Consider the following 14,141-nt stretch of genomic DNA (forward strand, 5'->3'; position numbering starts at 1 on the left):
AAATATGAGTGAACAACGTAAACGTATATTGGAATTAGTGGAAAAGGGAACCATATCCGCACAAGAAGCATTAGCGCTTTTAGAAGCATTGGATAAGGAAAAAGCGACAGAAGAAGAAAAAGAGAAAGACCTCTTTAATGAATTGGTTGCGGATGCTCATGAAGAAAAGAAAAATGAAGAAAAATCAGAGAAGACTTCCTCACATAAGCAAAAGGATAAGCTCATGGATTTCATGCAATCGGCACTCAATAAAATTAAAAACTTTGATTTTGATTTTCAAATCAATCATTCTGTTGAAGTTTCACATGTTTTTCAACAATCAGAAGTGTTACTAAGAGAGGTTTCAGTGGATGTTGCCAACGGAAAGGTTGAGCTTTATCCGTGGGATCAAGATGAAGTGCGAATAGAATGTAAGGCAAAGGTTTATCGAACAGACGATGAGGAAGCAGCAAGAAGGAGTTTTCTAGCGAATACGACATTCTCGATTGAAAATGGCACTCTCCGCTACGGAACTGAATTAAAGTGGATGAAGGTTGATACGAAAATATACTTTCCTCAGCAGCAATATGAAAAAATGTATGTAAGAATTTTTAATGGGGGGATCAAAGCCAATACGCTTGATACCGAAACTCTTAAACTCAAAACAGCTAATGGCAGAATCGATGTAAATGGATTAAAAAGTAAAAAAGCGGAGATTGATACGTCAAATGGAGCGATAAAATTATTAGATGTTGTATCAGAAAAGATGGAAGTGGAATCGATTAATGGCAAAATTCTTGTTGAAGGAGATATCCACTACAGCGATCTCCAATCTTTAAATGGAAATGTTGTCCTCTCATTAACAGGTGAAAAAGCAGATACGATTCACACCAAAGCGGTTACAGGGAATATCGACTTGTATGTTCCTGAACATATGACGATTGAAGGGGAAGCGAAATCGAATTTGGGTAGTTTTAAGATGGCGATGAAGGGAATAGAAGTCATAGAGGAAAAAAATGAAGTCGTCCAAAAACACATTCGTTTTTCAAAACAAGGAGATTTAGCAGATAAGCTTCATATTTTTGCAGATACTAAAACAGGATCGGTCCTCATAAAAAAGTATGAACCGACAAATGATATATATGATGAAGCTTAAGAAATAGAAAGGTTGATGGTCATGAGAAACAAATTAGCTCGATCACGTTCAAATCGAAAGGTTGCAGGAGTATTGGGAGGGCTATCACATACTATCGGTATCAGTGCAACGATATTAAGGGTTATTTTTATTATTGCCCTGTTTCCAACAGGATTTTTTCCACTAGTCATTGTCTATGCTCTCTTAACCTTTGTGCTCCCGAATGAGGAGGATCAGATAGTCGAATGAGATGGATCATTGGGATTATTATTAATGCTGTATTGTTTTTAGCTATTGCTGGGTATTTCGAAGGGTTTGAAGTATCCGGCTTTGGTTCAGCAATTATCGCCAGCTTGATTTTATCTATATTGAACGTTTTGGTAAAACCCATACTCATTATCTTAACCCTACCTGTTACGATCTTGACTCTAGGTTTGTTTCTGTTCGTGATTAATGCCATTACACTACTGATTACTGATGGAATAATGGGGAGCTCATTCGAAATAGACGGATTTGGAATGGCTCTGCTGGCATCAGTCATTTTAGCACTTGTCAATTTAGTCATTCAAAAAGCGGTTATAGAACCGATGAAAGAAAAATAAAAAGAGTTGGCCTGTTATTTGTGGTCAACTCTTTTTTATTAACAAAGAACTCAAATCTTCAGCTCTTCTTGATAAAAGCATCAAATCCAGCATTTTTTAATTTTTTTAAAAGCGCCATGGCATTTTCGTAATTAGAAAAAGCACCTGTTTGAACCCGGTAAAGCTTGGTGGATTTCGTTAATGAATAGGTTGAGGCGATTCCCTTTACAATTGCTTCTGCACACAATTTTCTATAGGCACCTGATTTTAATAATGTGGCCTCATGTTTATTTGTCATAAAACCACACTCTACTAAGATAGAGGTCATCTTCGTTTCTCTTAAAACATGGAAATTAGCTCTTTTCACGCCGCGATTTCGTAGTCCTGTATGCTTGATGAGTTCATTTTGAACGTTCTTAGCAAGTCGTGATGCTTCAGCGGTTGGGGATGGATAGACATATGTTTCAATCCCACCAACGCCATTCCAACCTCGACCATAAGCATTGGCATGAATAGAAACAAAGCAACGTGCTTTCAAACTGTTTGCAAAATCTGTCCTTGTTTGAAGTGGAACATCGAGGTGATCAGAGTGTGTTATATTAACTTCAACATGATTATAGGATTCTAGTTTCTCCTTTGCATATTTTGCTACAGCCCTATTGAATTCGTATTCCCTCATTCCATCTGGTGTCCGCTTTCCAGGAGTCATTAAGCCATGACCCGCATCTAAGACAATAATCATTCCATCTCCTCCTTTTTGATCTTCATTTGTTATATAGAGAAGTGAACAAGAATTGGGACACCTTTAAAAAATCAGCAGGACTGGTCGTTTGAAAGGGAATAATGCTAAAATAGGAAAGTACTTAAACATATATAGATTTTTACCCTCATTAGAAGAAAAAGGAGGATGTCCCTTGGCGAAGGTCCGTACAAAAGACATATTAGAAAAATTCAATCTTGAACTTGTGAGTGGTGAAGAAGGATTACACCGACCAATCACTACGAGTGATATTTCAAGGCCGGGACTAGAGATGGCTGGGTATTTTAATTACTATCCAGCTGAGCGAATCCAGATACTTGGAATGACTGAGCTTTCTTTCTTAGAATTATTAAGTGATAAAGAAAGAGAAATACGAATGGAAGAGTTATGTACTGATATTACTCCGGGAATTATTATTTCGAGAGGATTAGACATTCCAGAAGAATTAATCACCGCATCTGAGAAACATTCTGTGCCAGTCTTGCGTTCTCCGATGAAGACTACTCGTTTCTCTAGTAGATTAACGAATTTCCTTGAAAGTAAATTAGCCCCTACAACGGCTGTACATGGAGTGCTTGTCGACATCTATGGGATTGGGGTCCTTATTACGGGGAAGAGTGGAGTAGGTAAAAGTGAAACGGCACTCGAGCTTGTGAAAAGGGGACATCGTCTTGTAGCAGATGATTGTGTTGAAATTAGACAAGAGGATTCTGACACACTCATTGGAAGTTCTCCAGAATTGATCGAACATCTATTAGAAATTAGAGGTCTTGGGATTATCAATGTGATGACTTTGTTTGGTGCTGGAGCAGTGAGAAGTTATAAACGAATCACTCTATGTATAAACTTAGAGCTATGGGACCAAACCAAACAATATGATCGTTTAGGTCTTGAAGAAGAAACAATGAAAATCATTGATACGGATATTACGAAATTAACGATCCCAGTTCGTCCAGGTCGAAATCTTGCCGTGATCATTGAAGTGGCTGCAATGAACGTCCGACTAAAGCGTATGGGAGTTAATGCAGCGGAGCAGTTCACAAATCGACTGAACGATGTCATTATAGATGGAGAACACGAAGACTTATAAGAAAAGGAGAACAGATAATGGAACAGACTATTACCCCGCTGAACCCAATAGCCTTTGAACTTGGACCTATTCAGGTGCACTGGTATGGGATTATTATTGGTCTTGGAATTGCACTGGCTCTCTATTTGGCTGTAAAAGAAAGTAAGAGGCTTGGGATGCCTGAAGATACGTTTATTGATTTAGTTGTATGGGCAATTCCTGCTGCGATTATTTGTGCGAGGATTTATTACGTTGCCTTTGAATGGGAGTATTATGTAGATAATCCTGGTAGTATTATTGCGATATGGAATGGTGGAATCGCCATCCATGGTGCTTTAATTGGGTCTGTTATTACAGCATTGATTTTTGCAAAGGTAAAGGGATTGTCTTTCTGGAAATTAACCGATATTGCGGCCCCAAGTATCATTCTAGGGCAAGCAATTGGTCGTTGGGGAAATTTTATGAATCAGGAAGCCCATGGTGGGGAAGTCACTCGTCAGTTTTTAGAAAATCTCATGCTTCCTGACTTTATTATTAATCAAATGTATATTGATGGTGCTTATTATCATCCAACCTTCTTGTATGAATCACTTTGGAATCTAGCTGGCTTTATTCTTCTGTTAATTTTGAGACGAAAGGTTAATTTACGTCGAGGAGAGCTGTTCTTAACCTATATTATTTGGTATTCGGTCGGCCGATTCTTTGTCGAAGGGCTACGAACAGATAGCTTGATGCTTACAGAGTATTTACGGGTTGCTCAAGTCCTCTCCATTGCTTTAATTGTTGTAGCTGTGGCCATTTGGATTTACCGTCGTACAAAGGGGCATGCCGCTAAAAAATATAATGAAATCGATGCATAGCCTTTAAGTTAGGAGAGAATCTTTTAAAGAGGGAGTAGGGAGAAATGCTTGGAACATCTGTGAAAAATGGTACCGTTGTTGGTTTAAAAACAACGTGGTCGCTCGGGAAAATAATTTTTCCCGTCACGCTAATTGTCGTTATCTTACAGTATACTCCAGTTCTTCCATGGGTGATGAAAGTGATTTCTCCTTTTATGAAGTTGCTTGGCCTTTCGGGAGATGCTGCAATACCGCTTGTACTCGGGAATTTTTTGAACTTATACGCGGGAATAGCTGGAATCCTTTCACTAGAGCTAACGGTGAAAGAAGTATTTATAGTGGCTGTAATGCTATCGTTTTCCCATAATCTTCTGATTGAATCGGGTGTTGCCACTAAAGTGGGCGTTAAAATGTGGGTCATTCTGCTTGTTCGGCTTGGATTAGCGTTTTTCTCCGCCATTGTGATTAATCTTGTATGGGATGGTGGAGGTGAGCTTGCGCAATATGGAATGGTTCCTCCACAAGAATCGATCCCAGATGGATGGGGAGAGATCTTATTGGTGGGTCTACAAAAAGCAGGATACGGAGTAGTGCAATTAGCGTTAATTGTGATCCCGCTTATGATTGTGATCCAAATTATGAAGGATAAGAAATGGCTTGAAGTCTTTTCAAAATGGATGTCTCCGTTTACAAGAGCGCTTGGAATGAATGAGAACACATCGACAACATTAGCTGCAGGATTGCTTATAGGATTGGCTTATGGGGCTGGTGTCATGATTCAAGCTGTTAAAGAGGATGGTGTAAGTAAGAAGGATGTCACCATTGCCTTTATTTTTCTTGTATCCTGTCACGCAGTTGTGGAAGATACCCTTATCTTCATCCCGTTAGGTATTCCAGTGCTTCCATTACTCATCATTCGACTAGTAACAGCTATTCTCTTAACACTAGTGGTCGCGTTTGTCTGGAGAAAACTAGAAGTGTCAAAAGGAAAGGAAGCAACATTATGAAGAAGCAAAACATTACAACGATTTTATTTGATTTAGATGGAACCTTAATTAATACGAATGAATTAATTATTTCCTCTTTTTTGCATACATTAGATTATTATTTTCCAAATAAGTATGGAAGAGATGATGTCCTCCCGTTTATGGGTCCGCCTTTAGAGGAGTCCTTTCAAAAGGTAAATCCTGATACGGTTGATGAAATGGTCAAAAGGTACCGTGCGTATAATTTGGAGAATCATGATTTGTTAGTTACGGAGTTTGAAGGGGTTTATGAAACGGTAAAGACTTTATATGAAAATGGGTATAAGCTGGCAATTGTATCTACAAAAACAAGGAATGGTGTCTTAAAAGGATTAAAGTTAACAAAATTGGATAAATTTTTTGATGTCGTGATTACCTTGGATGAAGTTGAACATGCGAAGCCGCATCCAGAACCAATTGAGAAAGCTTTGGAACAGCTTGGGGCTTCAGCAGGTGAAACCATTATGGTTGGTGATAACCATCATGATATTCTAGCTGGGAAAAATGCTGGGACTTTTTCTGCGGGTGTCGCTTGGAGTGCAAAAGGCCGTGAGCATTTAGCCGGCTTCGAGCCTGATTTTATGTTAAAAGAGATGGCTGATTTATTAGATGTTGTCGGAGTCGGACACTAATGAGAAGAACCACTCGGTACCCGGTCAGTGGTGGTAATTCGTTGTGGCATGTTTATAAAACAGTCCCTTTTGTAAAGGTCGTGAAAAATTTTGTTGTGATCCAACTGGCCAGGTACACCCCTTTTCTTGGAATGAAGAATTGGCTGTATCGGAATTGTTTAAAGATGAAGGTAGGCGAGCAGACCTCGTTTGCTCTAATGGTTATGGTAGATGTCATGTTCCCCGAAAAAATTTCAGTCGGTCGAAATACGGTGATTGGATACAACACGACAATTTTGGCCCACGAATATTTGATAAAAGAGTACCGTTTGGGGGAAGTGGAGATTGGCAGTGAAGTGATGATCGGTGCGAATACAACGATTCTTCCAGGTGTGGAAATCGGTGACGGGGCCATTGTATCTGCGGGCACTCTTGTACATAAGGATGTTCCTTCAGGCTCCTTTGTTGGAGGGAATCCGATGAAAGTGATTTATACACCTGAAGAGCTTTTAGCAAGATGGAAAGATGATCCGATTTATGGTAATGAAAAGGGATAGAAAGCCGTTCTCTGTGCATAATGCATGGAAGGACGGTTTTTTTGTATTTTTAGAGTTAAATGAAGTTGGGGAATTTTGGAGTGGTTTAAGGGAAGAAAGGTTTGCAGTGGCAAGCATAAGCGCCTAGCTCCTCGAGACATATGCCAAATCGTATAGAAAGGGAAAGATTACACCTTCTAGGTGACTCGACTTATGCTTGTCAGAGGCCCACAGGATGTGGGTTAGAAAGGCGTTGCCAAAGGAAGTGGAAAACTTAGCCTTTCATCCTCTATACGAGGCGCTTCTACTTTTCTGGTGTCCGACAAATTCCGGGTGGTGCCTTGAACCGTTCTATGTTAAACTACTAAATAACTTCAGTTCATTAGCGAAGTAAAGGATTTTGAATATTGGATATATACCAATCTCTAGATAAGAGAAAATTGATTAATAGAGAGTGGATTCTTTAGAGTAAGGTGGTCATTATGTCGAAGCTATTTATGTTTGAGAAGCCATTAGGGATGAGAGATACCTTTCCTCATTTATACGAAGCAAAACACACATTGAAAAAAATAATGGAAGAAACCGTAAATGGCTGGGGCTATCGTTTTATTGAGACCCCAACATTAGAATATTATGAAACGGTCGGCGAAGCATCAGCCATTCTTGATCAACAGCTTTTTAAATTACTAGATCAGCAGGGACATACACTTGTCTTAAGACCGGATATGACCGCACCCATAGCAAGGGTAGCGGCTTCAAAATTATTAAAGGATGAACGACCGCTCAGATTAGCTTATACAGCAAATGTTTTTCGTGCCCAACAGCGAGAAGGTGGCCGACCTGCTGAGTTTGAACAAGTAGGGATTGAATGTATTGGAGATGCATCCGTCAGTGCAGACGGAGAGGTCATTGCATTAATGGTATCTGTCCTGAGGGAAACGGGATTGAAGAATTTTAAGATTTCGATTGGACATATTGGATTTGTACACGCTCTGTTTAAGCAAATTTTAGGAACAGAAGAGCGAGCAAATATTCTAAGAAGATACTTATATGAAAAAAATTATGTTGGATACAGACGACATATAGAAAATCTTTCGCTTTCATCGATTGATAAGAAGCGCCTATTATCCTTCTTAAATTTGAGAGGAGAACAGGCATCATTAGATAAGGCTTTCCCATTATTAGAAGGAAATGAAGAAGGAAGAAAGGCTCTGGCACAGCTCCAAGAACTATGGGCCATTTTATGTGATTTTGGTGTTGAGGACTTCGTGAAATTTGACTTAAGCCTTGTCAGTCATATGAGCTATTATTCTGGCATTCTTTTTGAGGTATATGCCGATAATGTTGGCTATGCGATTGGGAATGGAGGACGTTACAACAAGCTTCTTGAGAAGTTCGGCAAACAGTCAGGGGCAACCGGATTTGCATTAAGAGTAGATTACACGTTAGAGGCATTAGGAACGTTATCTTTTGAATCTGATTTAGAGTGTGTCCTTTTTAGCGCTGAACGGAGAAAAGAAGCGATTGAACTGGCAGGTATACTACGTAAACAAGGTAAGAAGGTTGTCCTTCAAGATTGGAAAGGAATTGACGAGGTCGATGACTTTTCAAAACGGTTTAGCGATGTGCACTACTTTATCGGAAGAAGTCAAAGGCAGGTGGATGATGATGCGTGATTTAACGATTGCGATGCCGAAAGGGAGAATTTTTGAGGAAGCAGTTGAATTATTACGTAGATCCGGATATCAATTGCCCCCTGAATTTGAAGCTTCTCGAAAGCTCATTATCGAAGTGCCGGAAGAGAATTTACGATTTATTTTAGCGAAGCCAATGGATGTTCCTACATACGTTGAGCATGGGGTAGCAGATCTCGGGATAGCAGGGAAAGACGTGATGCTTGAAGAGGAACGGGATGTTTACGAGCTTTTAGATTTGAAAATTAGTGCCTGTTATTTAGCGGTGGCTGGACTACCAGGAGCACGGCTCAATGAAGTAGCTCCTAAGATTGCCACTAAATATCCGAATGTAGCATCGACGTATTTTCGTGAGCAAGGGGAGCAAGTAGAAATCATTAAACTGAATGGCTCGATTGAATTAGCACCATTAATAGGGTTGGCTGATCGAATTGTAGATATCGTGTCGACAGGCAGAACATTAAAAGAAAATGGATTAGTAGAAACAGAGAGAATTGTCGAAATTACTTCTAGGTTAATCGTTAATCCTGTTAGCTACCGAATGAAGGACGAAAGAATTGAAGAAATGGTGAATCGATTAACAGATGTGATAGAACAAAATGATTAAAGAAAAGGAGGGGACCAATGAAAATCCTACAAGTGAACGATCAAATTTCAATTAAGAGATCTGTTGACAATGGCACAGGTGAACAGCGTAAAAGTGTTGTCAACATTTTACAAGAAGTGAAAAAATCAGGTGATAAGGCATTGCATCATTTCACTTTGCGATTTGACGGTGTAAGTATAGAGAGACATAGGGTAACCGAAGTTGAAATAGAGAAAGCATTCGGTGAAATTGATTCGGAAATGATCGGAATTATTGAAGAGGCCGCCAATCATATTGAAGATTTCCACCGCATGCAAAAACGAGAGTCATGGTTTAAAACTTTAGATAACGGAACATTGTTAGGGCAAAAAATGACCCCGCTTGATTCAGTTGGCGTGTATGTTCCCGGTGGCACAGCGGCCTATCCGTCCTCTGTATTAATGAATGTTCTTCCAGCAAAGGTCGCGGGTGTAAAACGGATTGTCATGGTTTCTCCTCCTGATCAAGATGGAAAGATCCCTGCTGGTGTGTTAGTGGCGGCAAAGGTTGCTGGTGTAGAAGAAATCTATAAAGTCGGTGGGGCTCAAGCGGTTGGAGCCTTGGCATATGGAACAGAGTCAATCAAACCGGTAGATAAAATTGTCGGGCCTGGGAATATTTATGTTGCACTTGCTAAGAGAGAGGTATTCGGCGATGTTGATATTGATATGATCGCGGGTCCGAGTGAGATTGTCGTGTTGGCGGATGAGACGGCATCACCCGTTGAGGCGGCTGCTGATTTATTGTCACAGGCAGAGCATGATGAAAATGCTTCTGCAGTGGTGGTGACGACTTCTGAAGAGTTAGCTGGAGAAATTTCTAGGGAGGTTGACCGACAATTAGAAGATCTTCCAAGACGAGCTATTGCCGCAAAATCAATCGAACAGTTTGGAGCCATATATGTCGTTAAGGAGCTAGCGGATGCCATTGAGGTTGTGAATCAGTTAGCTCCCGAACATCTTGAAATTTTGACAGTAGATCCAATGGATGTAATGGCCAAAATCCGTCACGCCGGGGCGATCTTTCTGGGCCGTTTTAGCTCAGAGCCTGTAGGAGACTATTTTGCTGGGCCAAATCATGTATTGCCGACAAACGGAACGGCCCGTTTCTCAAGCCCGTTGAATGTAGACGATTTTATAAAAAAATCAAGCATCATATCCTATAGTAAAGCAGCATTGGAGCAAAATTATAAAAAAATCGCCGCCCTTGCAAGACTCGAAGGCCTCGAAGCCCATGCGAGAGCTGTGGAAGTAAGATTTACAAAAGATTAAACCGGGGATTTATTTATGTAACGCATTAAAGCGATCGGGGACGGTTCTCGATTGCATTAAAGCAATCGAGAACCGTCCCGCAGGACGTTAAAGGAGTGAAGTGGAATGGAGTTTGTGGATCGGAAATATGAGTTGTCGAGGAAGACGAATGAGACGGATATTAATTTGGCTTTTTCCGTTGATGGGGAAGGATTTTCAGATATTGAGACGGGTGTTCCGTTTATGAATCACATGCTGGACCTGTTTACGAAGCATGGTCATTTTGATTTAGCAATTGATGCTAAGGGAGATATTGAGATTGATGATCATCATACTACAGAGGACATTGGGATTGTCCTCGGACAGGCCCTGCTTCATTCACTAGGGGATAAACGCGGGATAAAGCGTTATGGAAACGCATTTGTCCCTATGGATGAAGCCCTTGCCCAAGTGGTTGTCGACTTGAGTAATCGTCCTCATTTAGAGATGAGAGCAGAATTTCCTTCTCAAAAGGTGGGGACATTTGATACAGAATTAGTTCATGAATTTTTATGGAAACTAGCCCTTGAAACGAGAATGAATCTTCATGTCATCGTTCACTATGGACATAACACACATCATATGATTGAAGCGGTTTTTAAGGCACTTGGTCGTGCTCTTGATGAAGCAACGATGATCGATCCTCGGATAAAAGGAGTACCTTCCACGAAAGGGATGTTATAGATATGATAGGCATCATTGATTACGGCATGGGGAATTTGTTTAGTGTCAGTAAGGCTCTTGAAAGGCTTGATATTCCTTATTTCTTAAGTGATTGTCCAAAAGAACTGGAAAAAGCGGATGGGTTAATTTTGCCAGGAGTAGGTGCATTCCGAGATGCCATGAAGCTTTTAAAGGAACAAAAGCTTGATCAATTTCTCCAGGATTATACGGCAGAAGGGAAGCCCTTGCTTGGAATTTGCCTGGGGATGCAGCTGCTTTTTGAAAAAAGTGAGGAAAATGGAGAGTGGCAAGGACTTGGTCTCCTACAAGGAAGAATTACAAGAATCCCTAGAAAAGAAGAACAATTGAAAATCCCTCATATGGGGTGGAATAAGATTACTTTTACACACGAATCGGCTATTTTAAATGAATTAGCAGAAGGCTATGTTTATTTTGTTCACTCCTATTATGCCTCTGATATGGAACAAAGGGATCAAATTGCAGTAACTTATTATGGAGAGGAAATCCCTGCTGTTGTGGGAAGAGGGAATGTTTTTGGAATGCAATTTCATCCGGAAAAAAGTAGTGAACTTGGAATGGGGCTGCTCCAAAACTTCACGAATATTGTTAAAGGATTGGAGACGATAAAATGAGCTTTACGATTTATCCTGCCATCGATATGCGTGGAGGTAAGTGTGTACGGTTAATCCAAGGTGATTATAACCAAGAAACAATCTACGGTGATTCCCCTTTTGAAATGGCAAAGCGTTTTGTAAATGAAGGAGCAGAATGGATCCATATGGTAGACCTTGATGGTGCGAAAGATGGGAAGCGAGTAAACGATGCTTTTGTGATCAAAGTGGCAAAGGAGCTTCCGGCTAAAGTGCAAATTGGAGGCGGGATTCGAATGAAAGAGGATATTGATCATTATTTAGAAAATGGCGTTGATCGCGTTATTATAGGAAGTATTGCCGTTTCACAACCGGACTTGGTAAAAGAGTGGTTAACCATTTATGGTGACAAGCTAGCGATTGGCCTTGATGCAAAAGATGGCTATGTCGCCACCCATGGCTGGTTAGAAACTTCAGGGGTCAAGGCCGTCCAGTTAGGAAAAGAGTTTGCTGAAGCCGGAGCTGAGACGTTTATTTTTACCGATATTGCAACAGATGGAATGCTTTCAGGACCAAACGTTCAGGCCGTAAAAGAACTTGCTCAGCATACTGGAAAAGAAGTGATTGCTTCAGGAGGAGTTAGTTCTCTGGATGATTTAAAAATGCTAAGGAAGTATGCTTCTGATGGAGTGGGAGGCGCTATCGTTGGAAAGGCGATTTATACGGGTAAAGTGTCTATTCGACAAGCGATTGAAGAGGTGAGGTCATCATGCTAACGAAACGGATTGTTCCATGTCTTGATGTCAAAGATGGACGTGTTGTGAAGGGGATACAATTTGTTGAACTAAGAGATGCTGGTGACCCAGTGGAACTGGCTAAAATCTATGATCACCAAGGTGCAGATGAGCTTGTTTTCCTTGATATTTCTGCGTCACATGAGGGTAGGAAAACGATGGTAGAAGTCGTTAAATCCGTTGCTTCTCAACTGGCGATTCCCTTTACGGTAGGTGGGGGAATTAATTCTGTTGACGATATGAAAAGAATTCTAAGAGCAGGTGCAGACAAAGTATCTTTGAATACAGCTGCTATTTTAAATCCGGTTTTAATCAAAGAAGGAGCCGATTATTTTGGTTCCCAATGTATTGTCGTGGCCATTGATGCGAAATACGATGGTAAGTCGAAAACTTGGAAAGTTTTTACTCATGGAGGTCGGAATACAACAGGGAAAAATGCCGTTGAATGGGCAGCCGAAGCGGAGAGATTGGGAGCAGGAGAGATTCTGTTAACGAGTATGGACAGCGATGGCGCCAAAAGTGGTTTTAACCTTGCGCTTACAAAAGCGGTAGCAGAAGCGGTGTCACTACCGGTTATTGCTTCTGGAGGGGCTGGGAATGCTGCGCATTTTGCTGAAGTTTTTACAGATGGAAAAGCGGATGCTGCTCTTGCGGCTTCGATTTTTCATTACAAGGAAACGAGTGTAGTGCAAGTGAAAAATTATTTAACGGAGAAAGGGGTACATGTTCGATGAAGGAAAATGTGCTAGGTAAGATTAAATGGGATCAAAACGGACTCGTACCCGCCATTGTTCAGGATGTATTGACGAAAGAGGTGCTAACCCTTGCCTATATGAATGACGTGTCATTAGGAAAGTCGGTAGAAAGTGGGGAAACTTGGTTCTATTCTCGCTCCCGTCAAGAGCTTTGGCATAAGGGGGCGACAAGTGGAAATACACAAAGAATAGTAGAAATGAAGTATGATTGTGACCAGGATGCTATACTCGTTCTGGTAAGTCCAATGGGCCCAGCCTGTCATAAGGGGAATAATAGTTGTTTTGAAGAGAGTATTTATCGGGGGGATGATGAAGTTTCCGGGTTTGACAGCTTCATGATTTTGCAAAAGCTTGAGAGGATTATCGCAGAGCGTTACGAGAAGCGCCCTGATGGAGCTTATACCACCTACTTATTTGAAGAAGGTGTCGATAAAATCTTGAAAAAAGTGGGAGAAGAATCAGCAGAAGTCATCATAGCAGCGAAAAACCGTGACAAGGAAGAGCTCAAATGGGAGGTAGCAGATCTTTTCTACCACACCCTAGTCCTCCTAAGGGAACAAAACCTCCCACTAAAAGAAATCTTAAACGTCCTGCAAAAACGCCACCAAAAATAACCTCGGGGACGGTCCTCGACCACTGTACCGCGTCACCGCACCCGGGGACGGTTCTCGATTGCGTTAATGCGCTAAATAAAATAGAATAGACGACATCAAATTCTGTGGGGATTGCCTGATTAAGTAAAATTTTTATTAACCAGACGATAACCTAAATGGCACTTAGTAGAAAACTAATTAAGGGACGGTTCTTGGTTGCGGTAAAGCTTTACCGCAACCAAGAACCGTCCCCGAGTGCTTTAACGCGTTATTGCATTTGTTTGCCTTGTTTGTCCATTACTTTGTTGTTTCGGAAGGTAATGTAGATGAAGGATTGTCCGCCTTTGTCTCCATCCCAAACGTATGCAAATTTGTGGTTGTTTGTTCCTTTACCGGATTCTTTAAATAATTTACCATCGCTCCCAATGATCTCTTTCACCTCATCGTAGCTCATTCCTTTTTCAATCGCTGCAAATTCCTTCACAGATGCAGTTGGTTGATTTTCCTCTTGAGCTGGTGATGTACAAGCTCCCATTATGAAGCCAGCCAACACAATCCCAGTAATCGCCATCCTTTTCAATT

General features: G+C 40.8%; 18 protein-coding genes. 16 read left to right on the top strand and 2 right to left on the bottom strand.

The annotated features are described in order from the left end of the window. The first annotated feature begins 4 nt into the window (after positions 1-4). The 3 genes from JOC86_RS12210 to JOC86_RS12220 are packed head-to-tail and all read left to right on the top strand — an operon-like array spanning position 5 to position 1,716. Positions 5-1,135 (top strand): DUF4097 family beta strand repeat-containing protein, encoded by a 1,131-nt coding sequence (locus JOC86_RS12210; RefSeq protein ID WP_205172943.1) that lies wholly within the window; start codon positions 5-7, stop codon positions 1,133-1,135. A 21-nt stretch (positions 1,136-1,156) separates the two neighbouring features. Continuing rightward, complete coding sequence (locus JOC86_RS12215; RefSeq protein ID WP_205172945.1) at positions 1,157-1,363, top strand: PspC domain-containing protein; 207 nt, start codon at positions 1,157-1,159, stop codon at positions 1,361-1,363. Continuing rightward, a complete protein-coding gene (locus tag JOC86_RS12220; protein ID WP_205172946.1) occupies positions 1,360-1,716 on the top strand; it encodes a phage holin family protein in 357 nt (118 codons plus the stop codon). The genes JOC86_RS12215 and JOC86_RS12220 overlap by 4 nt, the downstream gene beginning before the upstream one ends. A 58-nt stretch (positions 1,717-1,774) precedes the next feature. Here the strand turns inward: JOC86_RS12220 and JOC86_RS12225 are convergent, their stop codons facing one another. Continuing rightward, positions 1,775-2,437 (bottom strand): N-acetylmuramoyl-L-alanine amidase, encoded by a 663-nt coding sequence (locus JOC86_RS12225; protein ID WP_205172948.1) that lies wholly within the window; start codon positions 2,435-2,437, stop codon positions 1,775-1,777. Between the two features lie 172 nt (positions 2,438-2,609). Between JOC86_RS12225 and hprK the strand changes: the two genes are divergently transcribed. The 13 genes from hprK to hisIE all read left to right on the top strand — a co-directional run bounded on the left by hprK (position 2,610) and on the right by hisIE (position 13,580). Continuing rightward, positions 2,610-3,545 (top strand): HPr(Ser) kinase/phosphatase, encoded by a 936-nt coding sequence (hprK, locus tag JOC86_RS12230; protein WP_205172949.1) that lies wholly within the window; start codon positions 2,610-2,612, stop codon positions 3,543-3,545. Positions 3,546-3,562: 17 nt separating this feature from the next. Then, positions 3,563-4,384: a prolipoprotein diacylglyceryl transferase gene (lgt, locus tag JOC86_RS12235; protein ID WP_239587539.1), complete on the top strand. Its 822-nt coding sequence runs from the start codon at positions 3,563-3,565 to the stop codon at positions 4,382-4,384. A gap of 44 nt (positions 4,385-4,428) precedes the next feature. Continuing rightward, a complete protein-coding gene (locus JOC86_RS12240) occupies positions 4,429-5,370 on the top strand; it encodes a nucleoside recognition domain-containing protein (RefSeq protein ID WP_205172950.1) in 942 nt (313 codons plus the stop codon). Beyond that, positions 5,367-6,020: a pyrophosphatase PpaX gene (ppaX, locus tag JOC86_RS12245; protein WP_205172951.1), complete on the top strand. Its 654-nt coding sequence runs from the start codon at positions 5,367-5,369 to the stop codon at positions 6,018-6,020. Before JOC86_RS12240 ends, ppaX begins: the two co-directional genes overlap by 4 nt. Further along, positions 6,020-6,556, top strand: a complete 537-nt coding sequence (locus tag JOC86_RS12250) for an acyltransferase (RefSeq protein WP_205172952.1) — start codon at positions 6,020-6,022, stop codon at positions 6,554-6,556. The genes ppaX and JOC86_RS12250 overlap by 1 nt, the downstream gene beginning before the upstream one ends. A gap of 461 nt (positions 6,557-7,017) precedes the next feature. After that, the gene (locus JOC86_RS12255) at positions 7,018-8,211 is read left to right on the top strand and encodes an ATP phosphoribosyltransferase regulatory subunit (RefSeq protein WP_205172953.1); all 1,194 of its coding nucleotides are present in this window, start codon (positions 7,018-7,020) and stop codon (positions 8,209-8,211) included. Next, positions 8,204-8,836 carry an ATP phosphoribosyltransferase gene (gene hisG / locus JOC86_RS12260; protein WP_472925690.1) on the top strand — a complete coding sequence of 211 codons (633 nt, stop codon included), beginning with the start codon at positions 8,204-8,206 and terminating at the stop codon, positions 8,834-8,836. The genes JOC86_RS12255 and hisG overlap by 8 nt, the downstream gene beginning before the upstream one ends. 17 nt (positions 8,837-8,853) lie before the next feature. Continuing rightward, positions 8,854-10,125 (top strand): histidinol dehydrogenase, encoded by a 1,272-nt coding sequence (gene hisD / locus JOC86_RS12265; protein ID WP_205172966.1) that lies wholly within the window; start codon positions 8,854-8,856, stop codon positions 10,123-10,125. A 105-nt stretch (positions 10,126-10,230) separates the two neighbouring features. Then, the gene (gene hisB / locus JOC86_RS12270) at positions 10,231-10,827 is read left to right on the top strand and encodes an imidazoleglycerol-phosphate dehydratase HisB (protein ID WP_205172969.1); all 597 of its coding nucleotides are present in this window, start codon (positions 10,231-10,233) and stop codon (positions 10,825-10,827) included. Between the two features lie 2 nt (positions 10,828-10,829). Next, a complete protein-coding gene (gene hisH, locus JOC86_RS12275; RefSeq protein WP_205172971.1) occupies positions 10,830-11,459 on the top strand; it encodes an imidazole glycerol phosphate synthase subunit HisH in 630 nt (209 codons plus the stop codon). Further along, entirely contained in the window at positions 11,456-12,193 is a 738-nt protein-coding gene (gene hisA, locus JOC86_RS12280) for a 1-(5-phosphoribosyl)-5-[(5-phosphoribosylamino)methylideneamino]imidazole-4-carboxamide isomerase (RefSeq protein WP_205172973.1), read from the top strand. The genes hisH and hisA overlap by 4 nt, the downstream gene beginning before the upstream one ends. After that, positions 12,187-12,945, top strand: coding sequence for an imidazole glycerol phosphate synthase subunit HisF (gene hisF, locus JOC86_RS12285; protein WP_205172975.1), 759 nt, complete (start codon positions 12,187-12,189; stop codon positions 12,943-12,945). Before hisA ends, hisF begins: the two co-directional genes overlap by 7 nt. Next, positions 12,942-13,580: a bifunctional phosphoribosyl-AMP cyclohydrolase/phosphoribosyl-ATP diphosphatase HisIE gene (hisIE, locus tag JOC86_RS12290; RefSeq protein ID WP_205172986.1), complete on the top strand. Its 639-nt coding sequence runs from the start codon at positions 12,942-12,944 to the stop codon at positions 13,578-13,580. Before hisF ends, hisIE begins: the two co-directional genes overlap by 4 nt. 247 nt (positions 13,581-13,827) lie before the next feature. Here the strand turns inward: hisIE and JOC86_RS12295 are convergent, their stop codons facing one another. Next, positions 13,828-14,130 carry a DUF3862 domain-containing protein gene (locus JOC86_RS12295; RefSeq protein ID WP_239587603.1) on the bottom strand — a complete coding sequence of 101 codons (303 nt, stop codon included), beginning with the start codon at positions 14,128-14,130 and terminating at the stop codon, positions 13,828-13,830. Positions 14,131-14,141: the final 11 nt, after the last annotated feature.

Origin of the sequence: Rossellomorea pakistanensis, assembly GCF_016908495.1 — a bacterium.
GTDB lineage: Bacteria > Bacillota > Bacilli > Bacillales > Bacillaceae_B > Rossellomorea > Rossellomorea pakistanensis.

Coding starts and splice junctions, on each gene's coding strand:
- JOC86_RS12210 (WP_205172943.1), top strand. CDS start 5: ATGAGTGAACAACGTAAACGTATATTGGAATTAGTGGAAAAGGGAACC.
- JOC86_RS12215 (WP_205172945.1), top strand. CDS start 1,157: ATGAGAAACAAATTAGCTCGATCACGTTCAAATCGAAAGGTTGCAGGA.
- JOC86_RS12220 (WP_205172946.1), top strand. CDS start 1,360: ATGAGATGGATCATTGGGATTATTATTAATGCTGTATTGTTTTTAGCT.
- JOC86_RS12225 (WP_205172948.1), bottom strand. CDS start 2,437: ATGATTATTGTCTTAGATGCGGGTCATGGCTTAATGACTCCTGGAAAG.
- lgt (WP_239587539.1), top strand. CDS start 3,563: ATGGAACAGACTATTACCCCGCTGAACCCAATAGCCTTTGAACTTGGA.
- JOC86_RS12240 (WP_205172950.1), top strand. CDS start 4,429: ATGCTTGGAACATCTGTGAAAAATGGTACCGTTGTTGGTTTAAAAACA.
- ppaX (WP_205172951.1), top strand. CDS start 5,367: ATGAAGAAGCAAAACATTACAACGATTTTATTTGATTTAGATGGAACC.
- JOC86_RS12250 (WP_205172952.1), top strand. CDS start 6,020: ATGAGAAGAACCACTCGGTACCCGGTCAGTGGTGGTAATTCGTTGTGG.
- JOC86_RS12255 (WP_205172953.1), top strand. CDS start 7,018: ATGTCGAAGCTATTTATGTTTGAGAAGCCATTAGGGATGAGAGATACC.
- hisG (WP_472925690.1), top strand. CDS start 8,204: ATGCGTGATTTAACGATTGCGATGCCGAAAGGGAGAATTTTTGAGGAA.
- hisD (WP_205172966.1), top strand. CDS start 8,854: ATGAAAATCCTACAAGTGAACGATCAAATTTCAATTAAGAGATCTGTT.
- hisB (WP_205172969.1), top strand. CDS start 10,231: ATGGAGTTTGTGGATCGGAAATATGAGTTGTCGAGGAAGACGAATGAG.
- hisH (WP_205172971.1), top strand. CDS start 10,830: ATGATAGGCATCATTGATTACGGCATGGGGAATTTGTTTAGTGTCAGT.
- hisA (WP_205172973.1), top strand. CDS start 11,456: ATGAGCTTTACGATTTATCCTGCCATCGATATGCGTGGAGGTAAGTGT.
- hisF (WP_205172975.1), top strand. CDS start 12,187: ATGCTAACGAAACGGATTGTTCCATGTCTTGATGTCAAAGATGGACGT.
- hisIE (WP_205172986.1), top strand. CDS start 12,942: ATGAAGGAAAATGTGCTAGGTAAGATTAAATGGGATCAAAACGGACTC.
- JOC86_RS12295 (WP_239587603.1), bottom strand. CDS start 14,130: ATGGCGATTACTGGGATTGTGTTGGCTGGCTTCATAATGGGAGCTTGT.